The organism is Hominifimenecus sp. rT4P-3 (assembly GCF_051055405.1).
Classification (GTDB): domain Bacteria; phylum Bacillota; class Clostridia; order Lachnospirales; family Lachnospiraceae; genus Pseudolachnospira.
The window spans coordinates 1,901,882-1,917,630 of record NZ_CP167068.1; the positions used below are offsets into that span (position 1 = coordinate 1,901,882).

General features: G+C 46.6%; 18 protein-coding genes and 2 tRNA genes. 2 read left to right on the forward strand and 18 right to left on the reverse strand.

The window, feature by feature from the left end:
- Positions 1-11: 11 nt before the first annotated feature.
- The 5 genes from ACCC71_RS08850 to ACCC71_RS08870 all read right to left on the reverse strand — a co-directional run bounded on the left by ACCC71_RS08850 (position 12) and on the right by ACCC71_RS08870 (position 5,614).
- Positions 12-938, reverse strand: coding sequence for an amidohydrolase family protein (locus ACCC71_RS08850; RefSeq protein ID WP_434309269.1), 927 nt, complete (start codon positions 936-938; stop codon positions 12-14).
- A 16-nt stretch (positions 939-954) separates the two neighbouring features.
- Positions 955-2,001 (reverse strand): threonine aldolase family protein, encoded by a 1,047-nt coding sequence (locus ACCC71_RS08855; RefSeq protein ID WP_434309270.1) that lies wholly within the window; start codon positions 1,999-2,001, stop codon positions 955-957.
- 355 nt (positions 2,002-2,356) lie between these two features.
- Complete coding sequence (locus tag ACCC71_RS08860; protein WP_434309271.1) at positions 2,357-2,587, reverse strand: HPr family phosphocarrier protein; 231 nt, start codon at positions 2,585-2,587, stop codon at positions 2,357-2,359.
- 104 nt (positions 2,588-2,691) lie between these two features.
- On the reverse strand, positions 2,692-4,713 hold the full coding sequence (locus ACCC71_RS08865; RefSeq protein WP_434309272.1) for a thioredoxin domain-containing protein: 2,022 nt from the start codon (positions 4,711-4,713) through the stop codon (positions 2,692-2,694).
- Between the two features lie 73 nt (positions 4,714-4,786).
- Positions 4,787-5,614, reverse strand: coding sequence for a MerR family transcriptional regulator (locus tag ACCC71_RS08870; protein WP_434309273.1), 828 nt, complete (start codon positions 5,612-5,614; stop codon positions 4,787-4,789).
- Between the two features lie 85 nt (positions 5,615-5,699).
- Here ACCC71_RS08870 and ACCC71_RS08875 point away from each other — a divergent pair, with 85 nt between their 5' ends.
- A complete protein-coding gene (locus tag ACCC71_RS08875) occupies positions 5,700-7,031 on the forward strand; it encodes an MATE family efflux transporter (protein ID WP_434309274.1) in 1,332 nt (443 codons plus the stop codon).
- 19 nt (positions 7,032-7,050) lie between these two features.
- Here ACCC71_RS08875 and ACCC71_RS08880 read toward each other — a convergent pair whose 3' ends face one another.
- The 5 genes from ACCC71_RS08880 to ACCC71_RS08900 all read right to left on the reverse strand — a co-directional run bounded on the left by ACCC71_RS08880 (position 7,051) and on the right by ACCC71_RS08900 (position 11,255).
- Positions 7,051-8,337, reverse strand: a complete 1,287-nt coding sequence (locus tag ACCC71_RS08880) for a hypothetical protein (RefSeq protein ID WP_434309275.1) — start codon at positions 8,335-8,337, stop codon at positions 7,051-7,053.
- Positions 8,338-8,431: 94 nt separating this feature from the next.
- Complete coding sequence (locus tag ACCC71_RS08885) at positions 8,432-9,106, reverse strand: DUF421 domain-containing protein (protein ID WP_434309276.1); 675 nt, start codon at positions 9,104-9,106, stop codon at positions 8,432-8,434.
- Positions 9,107-9,482: 376 nt separating this feature from the next.
- Positions 9,483-9,554: transfer RNA gene (locus ACCC71_RS08890), tRNA-Gly, on the reverse strand.
- A 148-nt stretch (positions 9,555-9,702) separates the two neighbouring features.
- Positions 9,703-10,707 carry an aspartate--ammonia ligase gene (asnA, locus tag ACCC71_RS08895; RefSeq protein WP_434309277.1) on the reverse strand — a complete coding sequence of 335 codons (1,005 nt, stop codon included), beginning with the start codon at positions 10,705-10,707 and terminating at the stop codon, positions 9,703-9,705.
- 50 nt (positions 10,708-10,757) lie between these two features.
- Positions 10,758-11,255 (reverse strand): VanZ family protein, encoded by a 498-nt coding sequence (locus tag ACCC71_RS08900; protein WP_434309278.1) that lies wholly within the window; start codon positions 11,253-11,255, stop codon positions 10,758-10,760.
- Positions 11,256-11,361: 106 nt separating this feature from the next.
- On the opposite strand from ACCC71_RS08900, the gene ACCC71_RS08905 reads away from it, so the two are divergent.
- A complete protein-coding gene (locus tag ACCC71_RS08905; protein WP_434309279.1) occupies positions 11,362-11,721 on the forward strand; it encodes a sporulation initiation factor Spo0A C-terminal domain-containing protein in 360 nt (119 codons plus the stop codon).
- A 94-nt stretch (positions 11,722-11,815) separates the two neighbouring features.
- Here the strand turns inward: ACCC71_RS08905 and ACCC71_RS08910 are convergent, their stop codons facing one another.
- The 8 genes from ACCC71_RS08910 to ACCC71_RS08945 all read right to left on the reverse strand — a co-directional run bounded on the left by ACCC71_RS08910 (position 11,816) and on the right by ACCC71_RS08945 (position 15,720).
- Positions 11,816-12,577, reverse strand: a complete 762-nt coding sequence (locus tag ACCC71_RS08910; RefSeq protein ID WP_434309280.1) for an SDR family NAD(P)-dependent oxidoreductase — start codon at positions 12,575-12,577, stop codon at positions 11,816-11,818.
- Between the two features lie 151 nt (positions 12,578-12,728).
- Positions 12,729-12,800 (reverse strand) — tRNA-Gly (locus ACCC71_RS08915).
- Positions 12,801-12,898: 98 nt separating this feature from the next.
- On the reverse strand, positions 12,899-13,444 hold the full coding sequence (locus ACCC71_RS08920) for an isochorismatase family protein (protein WP_434309281.1): 546 nt from the start codon (positions 13,442-13,444) through the stop codon (positions 12,899-12,901).
- Positions 13,404-13,631 (reverse strand): small, acid-soluble spore protein, alpha/beta type, encoded by a 228-nt coding sequence (locus tag ACCC71_RS08925; RefSeq protein ID WP_434311831.1) that lies wholly within the window; start codon positions 13,629-13,631, stop codon positions 13,404-13,406. The genes ACCC71_RS08920 and ACCC71_RS08925 overlap by 41 nt, the downstream gene beginning before the upstream one ends.
- 66 nt (positions 13,632-13,697) lie before the next feature.
- Positions 13,698-13,889 (reverse strand): PspC domain-containing protein, encoded by a 192-nt coding sequence (locus ACCC71_RS08930; protein WP_434309282.1) that lies wholly within the window; start codon positions 13,887-13,889, stop codon positions 13,698-13,700.
- Between the two features lie 24 nt (positions 13,890-13,913).
- Positions 13,914-14,630, reverse strand: coding sequence for a DUF4097 family beta strand repeat-containing protein (locus ACCC71_RS08935; RefSeq protein WP_434309283.1), 717 nt, complete (start codon positions 14,628-14,630; stop codon positions 13,914-13,916).
- Entirely contained in the window at positions 14,627-15,403 is a 777-nt protein-coding gene (locus ACCC71_RS08940) for a DUF1700 domain-containing protein (RefSeq protein ID WP_434309284.1), read from the reverse strand. The genes ACCC71_RS08935 and ACCC71_RS08940 overlap by 4 nt, the downstream gene beginning before the upstream one ends.
- Complete coding sequence (locus ACCC71_RS08945; protein WP_434309285.1) at positions 15,400-15,720, reverse strand: PadR family transcriptional regulator; 321 nt, start codon at positions 15,718-15,720, stop codon at positions 15,400-15,402. Before ACCC71_RS08945 ends, ACCC71_RS08940 begins: the two co-directional genes overlap by 4 nt.
- Positions 15,721-15,749: the final 29 nt, after the last annotated feature.

The following is a 15,749-nucleotide window of genomic DNA, read 5'->3' on the forward strand; positions in this document are numbered from 1 at the left end:
TGGCCTTCCTCCTACACTCTTTCACGGCCTCCCCGCTGGAAACGGCGGCGTATCTCCCGCTCTCCTTCCTGCAGCGCGGTCATCATCTGCTTCGCTTTCGGCGCGGCCATCTGCATCCAAGAAAGCTCTGTCTCCGTGCCTTTCCCATGGGGTACCTGCCAGGCCCCGGCGTCGCTTCCCAGCGCCAGCATCGCGCCCCGCTCCAACGCCATGCGAATATTCTCCATATGAATCGCTGCGATTTCCCGCAGCACGCCGTCATCAAACCGTCCGCATCCGATCATATTCTGGCAAGGGGAAAGCGTCGGCACCCAAATGGTCTTCGACTCGGCCAGAGCCTGAATACATTCTTCATTCATGAACGCTCCATGCTCCAGGGAGTCTACTCCCGCCTCGATGACATCCAACACATTTCTTACGCCGTTGGTATGGGCCATCACAGAAAAACCTTCCTCATGGGCAATTCGAATCATCTCCCGGATGGTATCTCGATCCAGACCCTCTTCCGTCAGTACGCCGACCTTGGAAAAGTCAATCAAACCGCTGACCATAATTTTAATAAAATCCCCGTTTTTCCTCCGTACCTGATCGACTAGAGCCTGGTATTCGCTCATATGCTCAAATCCATAGCCTACGATTCCGCCATAATGGCCCTTTTTATGGATGGCAAACAGCGGCGTCCGGTATGTAATTCCATATGCTGGGGCAAGCTCTCTCGCACGCTCTGAAACATGATAGGAATCCCCACCGTCCCGGAGAAAGGAAATCCCTCTGCCTTGATACTCCAGAAAACACTGGTGAATCACGTCGTCTACCACCGCTTCCCGGTGCTTTTCCACGGCATTTCGGTAATTTTCTCCGTCCATGATCACATGGATATGGCAATCCCCCAGTTTTTTGACTTCCGTCTTGAACTCCGGATCCATCTGAGTCCGCATTTCTCCACTCCGCTTTCTACGCCTGCGTTTTTATCGCTGCCGCGTCTGCTAAAAGTTCCTCCACCGCTTCTTCTTTTGTCGCCCAACTGGTGCAGAATCGCACCGCAATGTGCTCCTGATCCACTTCTTCCCAGATAGAAAAACTATATTTTTCGGACAACGCTTCGATCTGGGCAGGAGAAAGAATCAAAAACTGTTGGTTTGTCTGGGATTCGCAGAAAAACGAATACCCCAACTTCTGAAATCCATCTCGAATCTGCTCTGCCATCTGCACCGCATGGCGGGAAATCTTTAGATAAAGATCGTCGGTAAACAACGTATCGAACTGAATCCCTAAAAGCCTTCCCTTGGCCAGCATGCCCCCTTGCTGCTTTATCATATAACGAAAATCCTTCTTTAGCGCCGAAGCCATGATCACAACGGCTTCTCCGAATAAAGCACCCACCTTGGTTCCGCCAATATAAAATACATCGCAAAGTTCCGCCAGCTCCCGGAAAGAAATATCGCTTCCCGAAGCGGCCATGCCATATCCCAAACGCGCTCCGTCTAAAAACAGCCACAGCCCCCACTCTTGACAAACCTTTCGGATCTCTTGAAGTTCCGCCAGAGAATACAAAGTACCGATCTCCGTCGGATGAGATAGGTAAACCATCCCCGGCTGCACGATATGTTCCTGGCTGGAATCCGTATAATGGGCCTGACAGGCCTCCTGGATTTGTCTGGCTGAAAGTTTTCCGTACTCTCCAGGAAGCGCCAACACTTTATGACCAGACGCCTCGATGGCTCCAGTCTCATGGACGTTGATATGACCGCTCTCAGCGGAAAGCACGCCTTGATGGGGCCGAAGGGCGGCACGAATTACTGTTGCATTCGTCTGAGTTCCTCCGACCAAAAAGTGAACGTCTGCGTCCGCTCTGCCACAGAGATCCTGAATCTTCTTTCTCGCCTGCCCGCAGTAGAAATCCTCTCCGTATCCAGGCGTCTGCTCTTCATTGGTTTCCAGCAGACGCTTCATGATCTCCGGATGAGCTCCCTCCGTGTAGTCGCATTCAAATCTCCACATCGTTTTTCCCTCCCTTTATAAGTTCACTATTTTTACACACTTTTTTCAAAATTCCCCCACAGGATACTGCTATGCTTGTCTTAATTGGAAGACAACCTTTTCGTTTTTCAATGTTCTGGAAAAGATGGTTCTCACACGAAACTCCCCTTCGCTCTTTTGCCATTCTTTTCCTGTACAATGAATTTCGCTAAGCGAAATTCTCGCGCCGAGCGCGGCCGCCATCGGCGGCATCTTCATTTCGCGCCCGTGTGCATCCTTAGCGGAGCGTTTCTTATTTCATGGGAAATTTCCCATGAAATAAGAAACCGCTGTGGGCCGGATCTGCGGCCTTTCACAGCGGTTTCCTTTCCGGCATTCAATCTACCGTACAAAATTCCATGTTATTTAACAACTCTTCACAGCCGTCCCCATAAATCTTCAAGTTCAGTTTTCGCTCAACGCCCAGACCAATGACGCCCAACAAAGACTTTGCATCTACCATTCGATTCCCACATTGAATATCCATATGATTCGGATATCGTTCCGCCCAGCTCACAAATCTCTCTGCGTCTGCGACACTGCGGAATATAATTTTTGCTGTTTGCATCGTCGCATTCCTCCTCATGTAAACGGCCATCTTCTTTCAAGCAACGTTTTCCCATATCGTTTTTATAATTATGCTAATTAGAATACTCAAAAGCTCCGGCTTTGTCAACCATCCACGCCTATATTTTCACATTTCTTAAGAAGTTTTTGCCAATCTGTCTCCGGAGCTTGACAAGTTCCATCGCAGCACAAATAGTAAGCCGTTCCCTCATTGGGAATGGGATACTCTCTGGTAAATGGCGCTATTTCTGCCAGCAAATCGGCATTCTCCGGCGTTTTGCGGATCACCGTCAAGTTTGGAAATGAATGAGCCGCCAGATATTCTAAAAAGTCCTTCGGCAGATCCGACGCGGAACAACAGATCAGTTCCCGAAAGGGCGATAGCGCCTGCTGCAAAGCCAATAAAGCAAAGCTATGCCCAGCAGAAGAACGTTTGCAGGATCCAGCCAAAAAGTGCAGTTGCCGGTCAGCAGCCTCCTGATGTTCCACTTCTCCCGTATAATGAGCCAGACGAAGCCAAACCAGACCAGCCACAGAATTTCCGGAAGGCAACGCTCCATCGTAGGTTTCTTTTGGCCGGGCGATCAGCTTCTCCGAGTCAAAGGCCGTCTGAAAATAACCTCCATGTTCCGAATCTTCAAACCACTCCTTCATCTGGCAAGCGTAAAATACGGCTTGTGCCAAATAGGAAGCCTCCAACGTAGCGTCATAAAGCTCCAAAAGTGCGAAAACATAAACTGCATAATCGTCCAGTTGGCCATCATAAGCTGCTTCGCCCTCTCTCCACCGCAAAGACAGACGCCCATTCTCATTTGTCATATTTTTTGCAATAAAGTCCTGGCATTGCCGTGCGGCATCTTGATAGCGCAATTCTCCCAAAACCTTTCCCGCTCTCGCGAACGCAGCAATGGCCCAGCCATTCCAGGAAAGCAGCACCTTATCGTCCTTGTGCAAACGGGTTCTTTTCCTGCGATATTCCCGCAAACGTTGCAATTCGGGGCTGTCGTCTGCCAATGGAGCTTCTCCTCTCAAAATACGATTGGGAATACTTTTTCCCTCGAAATTTCCTTCCCGCGTAATATCATATCGGCGGCAAAACGCCTTACCCTTTTCCTTCCCGAATAACTCACAAATCTCATCCGGTGTAAACACATAGTACTTTCCTTCCACTCCATCACTGTCCGCATCCTGGCCGGAAGCAAACCCGCCCTCCGTTTCCGCCAGATCGCGCAGCAAGTAATCTAACGTTCTTTGGACAACGTCGGCGTATCTCTCCTTTCCTGTCATTTGATAGGCTTCCAAGTACGCCAGGGCCAACAGCGCGTTGTCATAGAGCATTTTCTCAAAATGAGGAACCAGCCACGAATCGTCTGTGGAATAGCGGGAAAAACCGCCCCCAATCTGATCGCAGATTCCACCCCGTTCCATCGCGTCCAACGTATTCTCTACCATATTTTTCGAGCTCTCTTCCTGTCGGAACAAGGAATATTGCAGCAAAAACAGCAGATTATGGGGAGTCGGGAACTTGGGCGCAGCCCCAAAACCACCCCACTTTTGGTCATATTGGTTTAAAAAAAAGGCAAACCCCTGATCCAGAAGGGATGCGTCCGGCGTCCCTGGCAAAAATTCCTCATTCCCTGCCGCGGCATCCGCAATCCGCTCTCCGTCCCGGACCAGGGCTTCCGAATCTTTTTTCCAGAGAATCGCTACATGTTTTAATAATTCGATCAGACCAGGCCGCCCATAGCGGCTTTTCTTTGGAAAGTAGGTTCCCGCAAAAAATGGCTTTTGCTCCGGCGTCAAAAAGACGGTAAGGGGCCATCCTCCAGATCCTGTCAAAAGCTGACAAACGTTCATATAGACAGCGTCCACATCCGGACGCTCTTCACGGTCTACCTTAATACTGATAAAATCGCGGTTTAAAATCGTCGCTACCTCTTCATCCTCAAAGGACTCATGGGCCATTACATGACACCAATGGCAGGTGGAGTAACCCACGCTGAGAAACACGGGTTTATTTTCCTCTTTTGCTTTTTGAAATGCAGCCGCTCCCCAGGGATACCAATCCACTGGGTTTTCCCTATGCTGAATCAGATACGGGGATTTTTCTTTTTCCAGATGATTCATCTTCTTCTCCTGTCGATGCGCTAAACTTGCGGTTTCTCTTATCGTTTCCAGGTCTGGAAAAATTATACTCCCCCTACGCATCTTCGCTGCGGACTGGTATTTCAATCTGCACGATATAATCTTCTATTTTATCAACCACATTTTCATTAATTCCCATTTCATAGGAAAATCCAGACAAGATCAGTTTCTGCGCTTTGGCATAAGCCAGTATCTCTTCATATCTGTCTGGAATCCGCTCCCAATCTCCCTTATGAAAAGCTCTCACATATTTTCCTTGAGGCTGTATATGCAGCCCGGTTTTCTGTATAGGAAACGGGATTTCAATAAACATCTTACCATAATCATCAAACTTTCCTTGATATAGACGGTCGACAGAAATCATCGACCCATAGGAAGCGTCGTGTAGACGGTGCAGCTGATATTTCCTTGTTTCCGCCGTAATTAATTCCACTGCCTTCTCAAAAGAAATGTCCTTGTTTATATCCACTGTCACCAGACAACGTTCTTCTTTTTCCACCAGGCAAATTTCGGATAGATCCATCGTCAATAAGGTACGCATATTTTGGTGATGGTTGGATAATGTTTTTCTAACCGCTTTTAAATGAGCAATATGCTCATCCAATTCTGTTATTTTTTTGCCCAAAAGGCATTCCAGGCTTGCGGCGGAACGATTTTTCATAAAAGTCTGTATCTCATCTATGGACACATCCAATTCCCGTAACAATAAAATCGTTTCTAGAATAGAGCTTTGAGAATAATGATAATAGCGATATCCATTTTCCGGGTGAATCATATAGGGGTGAAACAGGCCGATTTCATCATACCACATCAATGTCTTTTTATTGATTCCATGCATATTTGCAAACTGGCCTATCGTAAGTAACTTCTTTTTTTGATTCATTTTTAATTCTCCTTGACCATCCAGTTACTGTATGGTTTATCATATGATATATCCGATGATAAAACAAGATAAAGGAGAAAAATTTATGGAAAATCCTACGGTATACGACAAACCGGTGACGTTCAAAAACATTTTGACCTTTGCCATTCCAACCATTGCCATGACCGTGTTTATGTCTTTCTATACTATGGTCGACGGCCTGTTTGTCTCCAACCTGATCAGCACGGACGCACTGTCTGCCATCAATCTGACTGCGCCGGTCATTCAGTTTGTAACCGCCATTTCTACCATGCTGGCAACCGGAGGCAGCGCTGTCATTATGAAAAAGATGGGGGAACAAAAGGCAGAAGAAGCAAAGGAAGATTTTACATCTCTGATTCTAACAAACGTTGTTGTTGGATTTCTCATGTGCGGGCTAGGATATCTGGCTATGGATCCGCTCCTTTCCATCATGCACCTATCAGCAGATGTGTCCGGCTACTGCCAGGAATATTTAAGCTGCTACTTGCCATTTACGGTTCCTATCCTGCTTATGAACAACTTTACTCTCTATATGATCGCAAGCGATAAAGCGGCTCTTTCCCTCATTTGTTCGGTAACGGGCGGCCTTTCCAATATGATACTCGACTACCTATTTATCGCTGTTTTTGATATGGGAATTGGCGGCGCGGCAGTTGCCACAGGCCTCGGCTATTCGGTAACCGCTATTGTTGGATTGTTTGTTTTCAGCTGCAAAACAAATCTTCTGCATTTTAAAAAGCCAGTTTTTCGTCTGAAAGTCCTTGCCCACGCCGCCTCCAATGGGTGTTCGGAAATGGCGACCGCATTTGTCACCGGAATCATCACGCTGATGTTTAACTGGACCATGCTGCGATATGTAGGAGAAAACGGAGTCGCCGCCATCACGATTATCATGTACGTTCTTATTTTTTCCAGTTCTCTGTACACTGGTTATTCTTATGGGGTCGCTCCGATGATCAGCTTTTTCTATGGTTCCCAAAACCAGAAAAAACTAAAAAAACTGATTACTGACAGTTTAAAAATCATTGCCGTTATTTCTGTCTTGACAGCCGCCCTTTCTCTTATTCTTACCAAGCCCTTGGTAGCTGTATTCGCCCGCCCGAACAATCCTGTATACGGCCTCGCGATCACAGGAAACCGAGTATGTACGTTGGCGCTGCTTTTTATCGGCTTTAATATTTTTGCCAGCGGGATGTTTACCGCGCTGTCCAACGGAGTTGTCTCAGCTATTTTGGCTTTCTCGCGTTCCTTTGTTTTCATGCTCATTACCATGCTGATACTTCCCGCTATTTTAGGGGTAAATGGAATCTGGCTGGCAACGCCGGCAGCGGAATGGATGGCGCTCCTTTTATCGCTGGGAATGTTCCTGAAATACCGAAAAAAATATCTGTACTAAATGCTTCTCCCGATACCATCTACTTTCGTCGATTCCGCACGGCGACTGCCATAATTAAGGTCAACGCTGCTGTGGTTAAAACGGTTGAAATCCAAATCAAAACATCTCCGCCCGAAAGTATCTGGACAATAGACAGCACAGAGGCAAGAATCGATATAATGCCAAAAACAGTGATGATGTTAATCACCGTCTCACTGCGGGTTCGTTCAATTTCCATCTGGTGTTCTGTTAAAATATTTAATTTATTACTGATATCCTGAATTGCCACGGAAATATCATTGACCTCCAACAGGTACGCGTAGATTTGCTTCACGTTATGCCAACGCGAAAGATTGGCCGGCGTTACCGTCCCAAATGCCTGAAATTGCAGCATCACGTTTTTTAAAGCTTTTAAACTCCTGCTCTCTCCCTTGTCCAATCGGGTGATCAATTCCGTAAAACGCAGGCAAGTGTATTTTTCATAAAGCGACAAAAGAACCACAGGAAGGCCGTCGTTGGCCTGAGCTTCTTTTTCTGCCTCAAAATCCATAGCTTCATCCGCCACCACATAGGAGATCGTCTGCGAAGCGACGCAGCATCCCCAGCGATACGTATGAAGGCTTTGGTTCTTCACGCCATAAACGTAACGGATATCTTCCTCGGACATATCTTCAATGGGAGTATCCAAAGGCATCATTTTATGGAGATGAAAGGTAATGCGCTGCATCTCATCCAATGTGTCGAACCGCTTTGGTACTAACGCAAATATATAGGCATAGGCGTCCAGCAGAAAAGAAGAATCCCCATCAAAAAATTTGCGAAGGCCAAGCGACGCACAGAAATCCGACAACCAGCTTTCCATTGAAAATGGATGCTCCATCCCTGCTTTGTCTATCCAGGAAAACTTCGCGTTACTGTAGGCATATCCGGGATTACAGATAGCCATAAGGGCTTCCATCTGCAAAAAAGAGAGACTTAGACATAGAAAGGCAACCTGTGTGTGAAAAATATATAGATAGGAATCGGTCAGTTCAAAGTCATAGGCATTCCCGCCTTCCGAAACTTGGAATGTCTGGGAGCGCATGGATTCTGATGCATCGCAGAGTCCCGCAACAAGATGCGAACATCCGACCGTATAACAGGCTCCAATCGCCGCCTCATTGCGCCGATCAAACATCGCCTTGATATTTTCATTCAGATCCATCGTATGTAACGGCCTATAATCCCCTATTTGTTCCAGCCGTGTACGTTCCAATGAATCCTTATCATATTTTAAAGGAATAACCAAAAAACTGCCGTATCGTGTTTGATTCTTCTGTTCCATCATCAACATTTTCCTCCCCTGTTTCCGTGTCTTTCATTATAACAGGTAGGGATTTGCCTGACAAGACGGAGAGGCGATACGACAATTTTTGCAGGTGTTATTCACCTGCAAATAAAGAAAGCTGCTTATTCTTATCACAAACTCCCAAAAAGACTTCCTTGACATGATGGTAACCTTGTGCTTTCAACTGTTTATCGAGCCACTTGGAGTCGAGTCCCATCCGTTTTAGGTTTTCATTGATAACCCGTCCGTCCATAATGACTTCAACATTAATAGAATCGGGCTCAGGGTTTAGATTCAAATCAGCAGGAGTAACCGGACGATTGGTGCTGGCCGGTAATACAGTTAATTTCCCATTACATTCGAAAACCGCTGTTTGAATATCGTTTAGATCAAAGTATCCCTGTTCTCTGCACATCATGAGAAATTCACCCAGGTCCAGTTTCACTTTTTTCATATTCTTTCTATACAGCGTTCCGTTATTCATCAGTATGGTTGGAGAACCGTTGATATATTTTCGGCTCTTGGGAAACTTATTGGCCATCAGATTCAATCCGATAGAAGCCGCGCCGTATATAATCATAGCAATCAGAGGTTTCCATGGAGCCTCAAGCTCGGTGGCAAGTTCAGCGGCGACAGATCCGATGGTTATCCCAGTAATATAGTCAAAAAAGTCAAGCTGCGCCACCTGTCTGTGTCCCATGACTTTTGTAAGAACAAATAAGGTTACCACCGACAATAATGTTGTCAGAATCACTTTTATAATCTCCATACGATACCTCCATAACATATTATTACCTTCAATTATCAAGAGCATACACGCCTCATAGCGGAATAATTGGAACATCGTTAATAAACAGAAACTACCTTCAATTGACACAAAAAAGGCTATACAGCGGTTGTCTTTAATCGCTGTATAGCCTTTTTAAGTATAACAAGAAAGAATTTCGCTTTGCGAAATTCTCCGCCTGCGGCGGGGCAGCTTTGCTGCCATCTTCCTCTCCGCCGCAGTACCCTCGCTTCGCTGGGGCAGACCCTGCGATCCTTAGCGGAGCGTTTTTTTATTCTATAGGAAATTTCAGCGAAATTTCCTATAGAATAAAAAAACTGGACACCCACTATATAACAAAATTGGTGTCCAGTTACGCAGCGCGAGACGGGACTCGAACCCGCGGCCCCCACCTTGGCAAGGTGGTGCTCCACCACTGAGCCACTCGCGCATTGCTTATTTTTTATGCAAGACATATCATACTATAAAAAGAACTTATTGTCAACTAAATTTTGTATTTTTTTGAAACAATTGTTAGGACTACCGGCACGATAAGAATAAGAAACAGGACCGTGGAAAAACGGTCCTGTTTTTTATTCTTATAGTAATGTCACGTTCGCCGCCTGGCACATCTCGATCGTCTTCGGATCCCAGAGAGACGACTGCACCTCGCCGATATGGGCTTTGCCCAAAAGCAACATACACAATCGGGATTGTCCGATGCCACCGCCCATCGTCAGAGGCAGTTTTCCTTCCAGCAGTAACTTATGAAACGGAAGTTCTCTCCGATAGTCGCAGCCAGCCAATGTCAACTGGCGATCCAAGGATTCCGGGCTAACACGAATACCCATGGAAGAGATCTCTAGGGCAATATCCAGAACCGGATGATAAAACAAGAGGTCTCCATTTAGATGCCAATCATCATAATCCGGAGCCCTGCCTCCATGAGGCTTACCAGATGCCAGCCGATCTCCAATTCCAATCAAAAGCACCGTCTGGTGCTCCTTAGTAATACGGTATTCCCGTTCTTCCGGCGAGCATTCCGGCCAACGATCTTCCAACTCCTGCGTAGTCACAACCGTAATCTCCCGTTTTAAAACCGTATCGATTTGTCGGAACCGTACTTTTAGAGAATCCAAGGTATGGCAAATACAAGTGACGATGGCCTGAGCGGTCTCCTTTAGATAATCCAGATTTCGCTCCTCTTTCAAGATCACTTTTTCCCAGTCCCACTGATCCACATAGATCGAATGAATATTATCCAATTCTTCGTCCTGCCGGATCGCATTCATATCCGTATATAAGCCCTTTCCCGGAAAGAAATCATATCGATACAGCGCCATGCGTTTCCACTTTGCTAAAGAATGCACTACTTGGGCTTCTATACCAGTGGCAGGAGCCCGAAAACTAACCGGCCTCTCCACACCGTTTAAATCATCGTTTAAACCGCTGTGCGAATCCACAAAAAGGGGCGCCGATACCCGCTTTAGACGCAGCGCTTGTTCCAGACTGGCCGGAAAATCGTGCTTGATCAGTCCAATTGCAGATTGGGTCTCATAAAGGTTTAATTTTGATTGATAATTTTCAGGAATAAATGATTTCATAAACTCCTCCTCACATTTTACTGCAATAGTGTAGCACAGAATCCACAAGATTACAACTTTTGTTCCCTACTTTTTTCTATGAATTTCCGCGCTCGTCTATGCTTTCCATATAAGACCAACAGCCAAATTCCAATTCCCAGGACATACCCGATGGAGTCAATGCCCACATCCTTCCATTGACCGGCCCGCCCTGGAACAAAAAGCTGATGAAACTCATCGGAACAAGCATAAAGAAAGCAGATTCCCCCTGCTCCCATCGCCGCTCTCCCGTTACTACCCACCACCTGGTGCATAAAACCAAAGCTGGTTATTCCCAGCAGAAAATAGACGGAAAGATGCCCCCATTTGCGCAGAGGAAGAATCTCAAATACTGGCGTATTCTCAATCGTCCAACGCATAGGCGGCAGACGGAGCAAAAAAGTAAAAAAACCATTGCTGACACGGCTGGATTGATCTCCGGACTGAGAAGAAAAATAGAAAATAATACCCATGACAATAATCATCGCAAAAAACCAAATCCAAGCTGTCTTTTTCTCTTTTTGTTTCATTCTTACCTTCACGATTGCTCTTGTCTCTTTTTGTCGCTGAATGTCTATTCCATCCTGATGTTTAAAAAATCCCCTACAATTGTCCTAGTATCCAAGGAGGAAAATTATGGAAGATACAAAAAGGCTTTTAAAAGACGCCAAAATATCAAAAAGTTACAAAGGATATCGTTACCTTCTATACGCAATCCAATTGGTGGAAGAAAAAGAAGAACGTCTCTGCAATATAAGAGAGGAGGTCTATCAAAAAATCGCCGATGCGTATCAAGTAAATTATCAAAATGTTGAAAAAGATATCCGCACCGTCCGAGATCATTTCTGGAATAACGATGGCAAACAATTTCTAGAAGAAATTACCGGAAGCACCATCGATGACAAGCCTTATCCAAGAGAACTGATTGAATATTTTGTGGAATACCTAAAAGAACAGAAAAGGAAGAAACATCCTTCCACTTCCAATCACAAATAACCATATGATTCCGATACAAAAAACAGCCGTCCTGGCGTTTTTCCCTTTTGTCATATAAAACCTAGGGAAAAACCGGACGGCTGAAATTTTCAGATTAGCCGACGAAGCCGCCGTCCACCGACAGAATCGCACCAGTAATATAGGCGCCCATATCGCTAGCCAAAAACAAAAATGCATTTGCAATATCTTCTGGCTGTCCCAGCCGTTGAAGCGGAATTCCCGCAGACATCTGCTGAATAATCCTCTGGTCCAATGCGGCTACCATATCGGTCTCTATAATTCCAGGGGCTACGGCATTTACACGAATTCCATCTTTCCCCAACTCCCTAGCCAGGGATTTTGTCAAGCCATTCACAGCAAACTTACTCGTAGGGTAGGCACTTCCACTGCGCTGCGCATAAAGACTGACCATGGAGCTTGTGTTCAGAATCACTCCACATTTTTTCTCTTTCATGATTGGAGCGACTGCCTTGGACATGTAAAATACGGAATTGACATTAATGGTCATTACATCGTTAAAACGCTTCTCATCGTAGTCGTAAAGCGGCTTGCTGTCGCTAACTCCCGCGTTGTTAATCAGGATATCCACGCCGCCAAATTCGGTAACAATTGCCGCTACGCTTTCCTCAATTTCTTTCGGAGACGCCAAGTTCGGATGATACCCTTTCACAGGAAAACCTGGATCAATCTTCGCGAGCTCATCCAGCGCATGGTTTACCGTCTCTTCCCTGGAGCCAAGCATTGCCACTTTTGCTCCCTGCTTTAGGAAAGCTTTTACGGTCTCAAACCCAATGCCTCTGGTTCCACCTGTTACAATCACTACTTTGTCCTTTAAGGAAGGAAATATATGTTCCATCGATTCATACTCCTTTTCTGTTTTTTCGTTTTAAAGATAACACAGCTGCCAAAATTTGTATAGGGGTATTTCACTAGAACAAAGAATTCCTCTCGTAAAAATTTCCTATGAAATAAAAAATGTCCAGATCAATACTGATCTGGACATTACAAGCGCGAGACGGGACTCGAACCCGCGGCCCCCACCTTGGCAAGGTGGTGCTCCACCACTGAGCCACTCGCGCATCGCCTGTTTTTCAGGCACGTGTCTTATCATACACGAAAAACACGCTCTTGTCAACCATTTTTTTGTACTTTTCTGGCTTTCCCACCGCTCCATCCGCTACTTGATCAGCCGGGATATTTTCCGAAAAACATCCGTTCCGGCGCGCTCTGTCAATTCAAACAAACATGCCTCGACCGTCGTCAACAAGGCGCCGTCCTGTTCCATCCGGCGCATAGCAACTTCCTTATCCAAAGGATTTCTGGAATCCAGGCAGTCGACTACTACCAATGGCTGATAGCCAGATGCCTTTAAGTCTAACACCGTCTGTAAAACGCAAATGTGCGCTTCAATCCCAAACACTAACACATTTTTGCGTTCTCTTTCCGCCTCCAGCCTTTGTCTCATCTCCGACTCTCCCAGACAGCTAAAGGTTATTTTTTCCATCCAGTTTTCCGTTTCAGCTGCTGCGAGCAATCGCGGATCTGTCATTCCTAGTCCTTTTGTATATTGCTGACTAACCGCCACCGGCACATTCAGCAGCCGAAGGCCTTTTAGTAAGGTCTCCGTCCGCTGAATGAGCTGTTCCGGCTGGCTCATCGCCGGCAAAAGCCGCTCCTGTATATCAATCATCCACGCTTGCGTGTTCTCCGGTCTTATCTTCATTTTGCAGCATCCTCTTTCTCCGGCTCAGCAATCCGCCAATCCGGCCCGATTCTTTGGCAGAAAGCACCCGCCATCCGCCGTTTAAGACTTTATCATAGACGCCGATCTCCGCTGCAATTTCCAGCTTTAACTCTTCTTCCGGCGTCAGATTTTCAAGATCAATTGGTTTTTCTTTCTTTTTACCCATCATAAGAGGCTCCTTCTTTTTTCCAAAGTATAGCCGGAAGGCCCCTCCCTTATACAGGCTTTAAAATTAATATTCCGGATTGCTCGGTACGATAATCGCCGCCAGAATATATGCCACAATCCCAGCTCCCGTACAGCCAAAGATGGCCCACACCAATCGAATAATCGTCGGGTCTATATTAAAGTATTCACCCAATCCGCCGCAGACTCCTGCGATCATCACATTCCTTCTCGAACGGTACAACCTTTTTGTATCCATATGAAACTCCTTTCGATAAAAAATTTAGGGCAGAAAAGAAATCTCCACATTCCCCACGCCGCAGTAAACGTTTAAGTTGGCATTGGCGCCATGGGTATCATGGTGCCGCTCGCTATACTTATGTTCTCCTATCGTAACCTTTCCGACGCTGCAGCTAACATTGGGATGATAATCGGATTCTTTTCCACATAAGCTTAGATCGACTTCTCCCACGCCGCAGGTAACGTCGATCTGCTCCGCCTTAGCCTCTTCCACAGAAATCTGACCGGCCCCGCAGGAAATCGTCAGTTGTCCCGCATGAACGACTTCCGCATCCAATTCGCCTGCGCCTACGGATAAAACCACCTCGGAAAGCACCACGTCCTCCGGAATCGTCAAAACCACTTCACCGGCAGCTCCAAAAAAATCCCAAAAGCCCCTGTCTTCGCTCTGACCAATATACCAAGTCCCATCTACCACTTCGTTACGAAAATTCGTATAGAGTCCTTCTCCGTAGATGGAAAACTGATCTCCTCGGCAAATCTCTACCTGTCCTGCTCCCATATCAACTTCCACTCTTCGGATGGTGTCCGCCTCATACGTCTTTTCTATATGGACTCCGAAATCTCGAAAATATCCCCAGCGCCCCCTAGGAAGACTTCCCGTCGTCAAGCCTACGGCAAAAGCAATCCCGCCGCCGATCAAACCAATCGCAAATAAGATCACACCGATGATGATCAAACGTTTCACACCTTTCCTCATATCGCCGTTTTCCCCCCTCTGCTGCGTCCTTGAAACAGGGTATGAATTCCATGACAAGCCGCACGAACCAACGCTGGAAGCGCTTTTCCATAAAACCAAATGGCGAACGCCAACACCAGCAGGCCCAATCCGATCAAAGCAATCCCGGCAAAACAAGCCAACACTCCATGGATCGGCGAATGAAAAAACTGAAAAATGCCAACTAGAAAAGCAACTGCGCCTCCAATAAAGAATCCAACGGTCATCGCGCCCACTGCCACAAAAAGTCCTAACAAAACCCCAGCCGCGCCAAGCAGAACACCCAAAATGCCTCCGCCGATCCCCAAGATCGCAGGCGCCGCCATCAGACAAAGAATGATGACCAGAACGACAACCCACGGCGCCGTATCTCGACGTACTTTCCCTTCCTGACCAGCCTCCCGTTCTGGCTCATATGCGCTGGAGCGATTCCCAGAACGCTCTTTTCGAAACGTCCGGTCAAATCTTCGATCCGCCCGCTGCTTTCGTTCTTCCACTGGATAGACCGGACCATCATAGCGGGGATCGCCATAACCGCTCTCACTGAACTCACCTTGTTCGCTTCCGTCAAGGCCTGCCTTAATCATCGCTGCCACTCTGGCCGGGCTTCCCAATTCCTGCAAGACGGCACCTTCTTCCTCCGGCCCCGCATCCTCCAGGTAATCGCGATAATATTGAAGAGCTTCCTCTCTTTCTTCTTCGGCCAAATCCTGGAGCATATATTCCAATTCCTTCAGGAAATCCTCCTTCGTCATCTCGTTACCTCCGCAAATATTTTCGATATCTTGCTTGAGTAGGATATCCATTCGCTGATGTAAAGCCTCAGCTGTGCTTCTCCCTGCGGTGTCACCTTATAATATCTTCGATTCCGCCCCCCATATTCCATGTCGAACACTTCCAGAAGGTCATCTTTCTGTAAACGCCGCAACACCGGATAAAGCGTGGATTCGGAAACTTCCAGCACTTTTCGGACATCCTGGGTAATCTTATACCCATAAGTTCCCTCCGGCTCATGGGAAACCGCCGCCAATACGATCGCATCCAGCAGAGCCGCTCCTGTATTAAATACCATGCCATCATCTCCTGTAGAGCTTTTCCTAT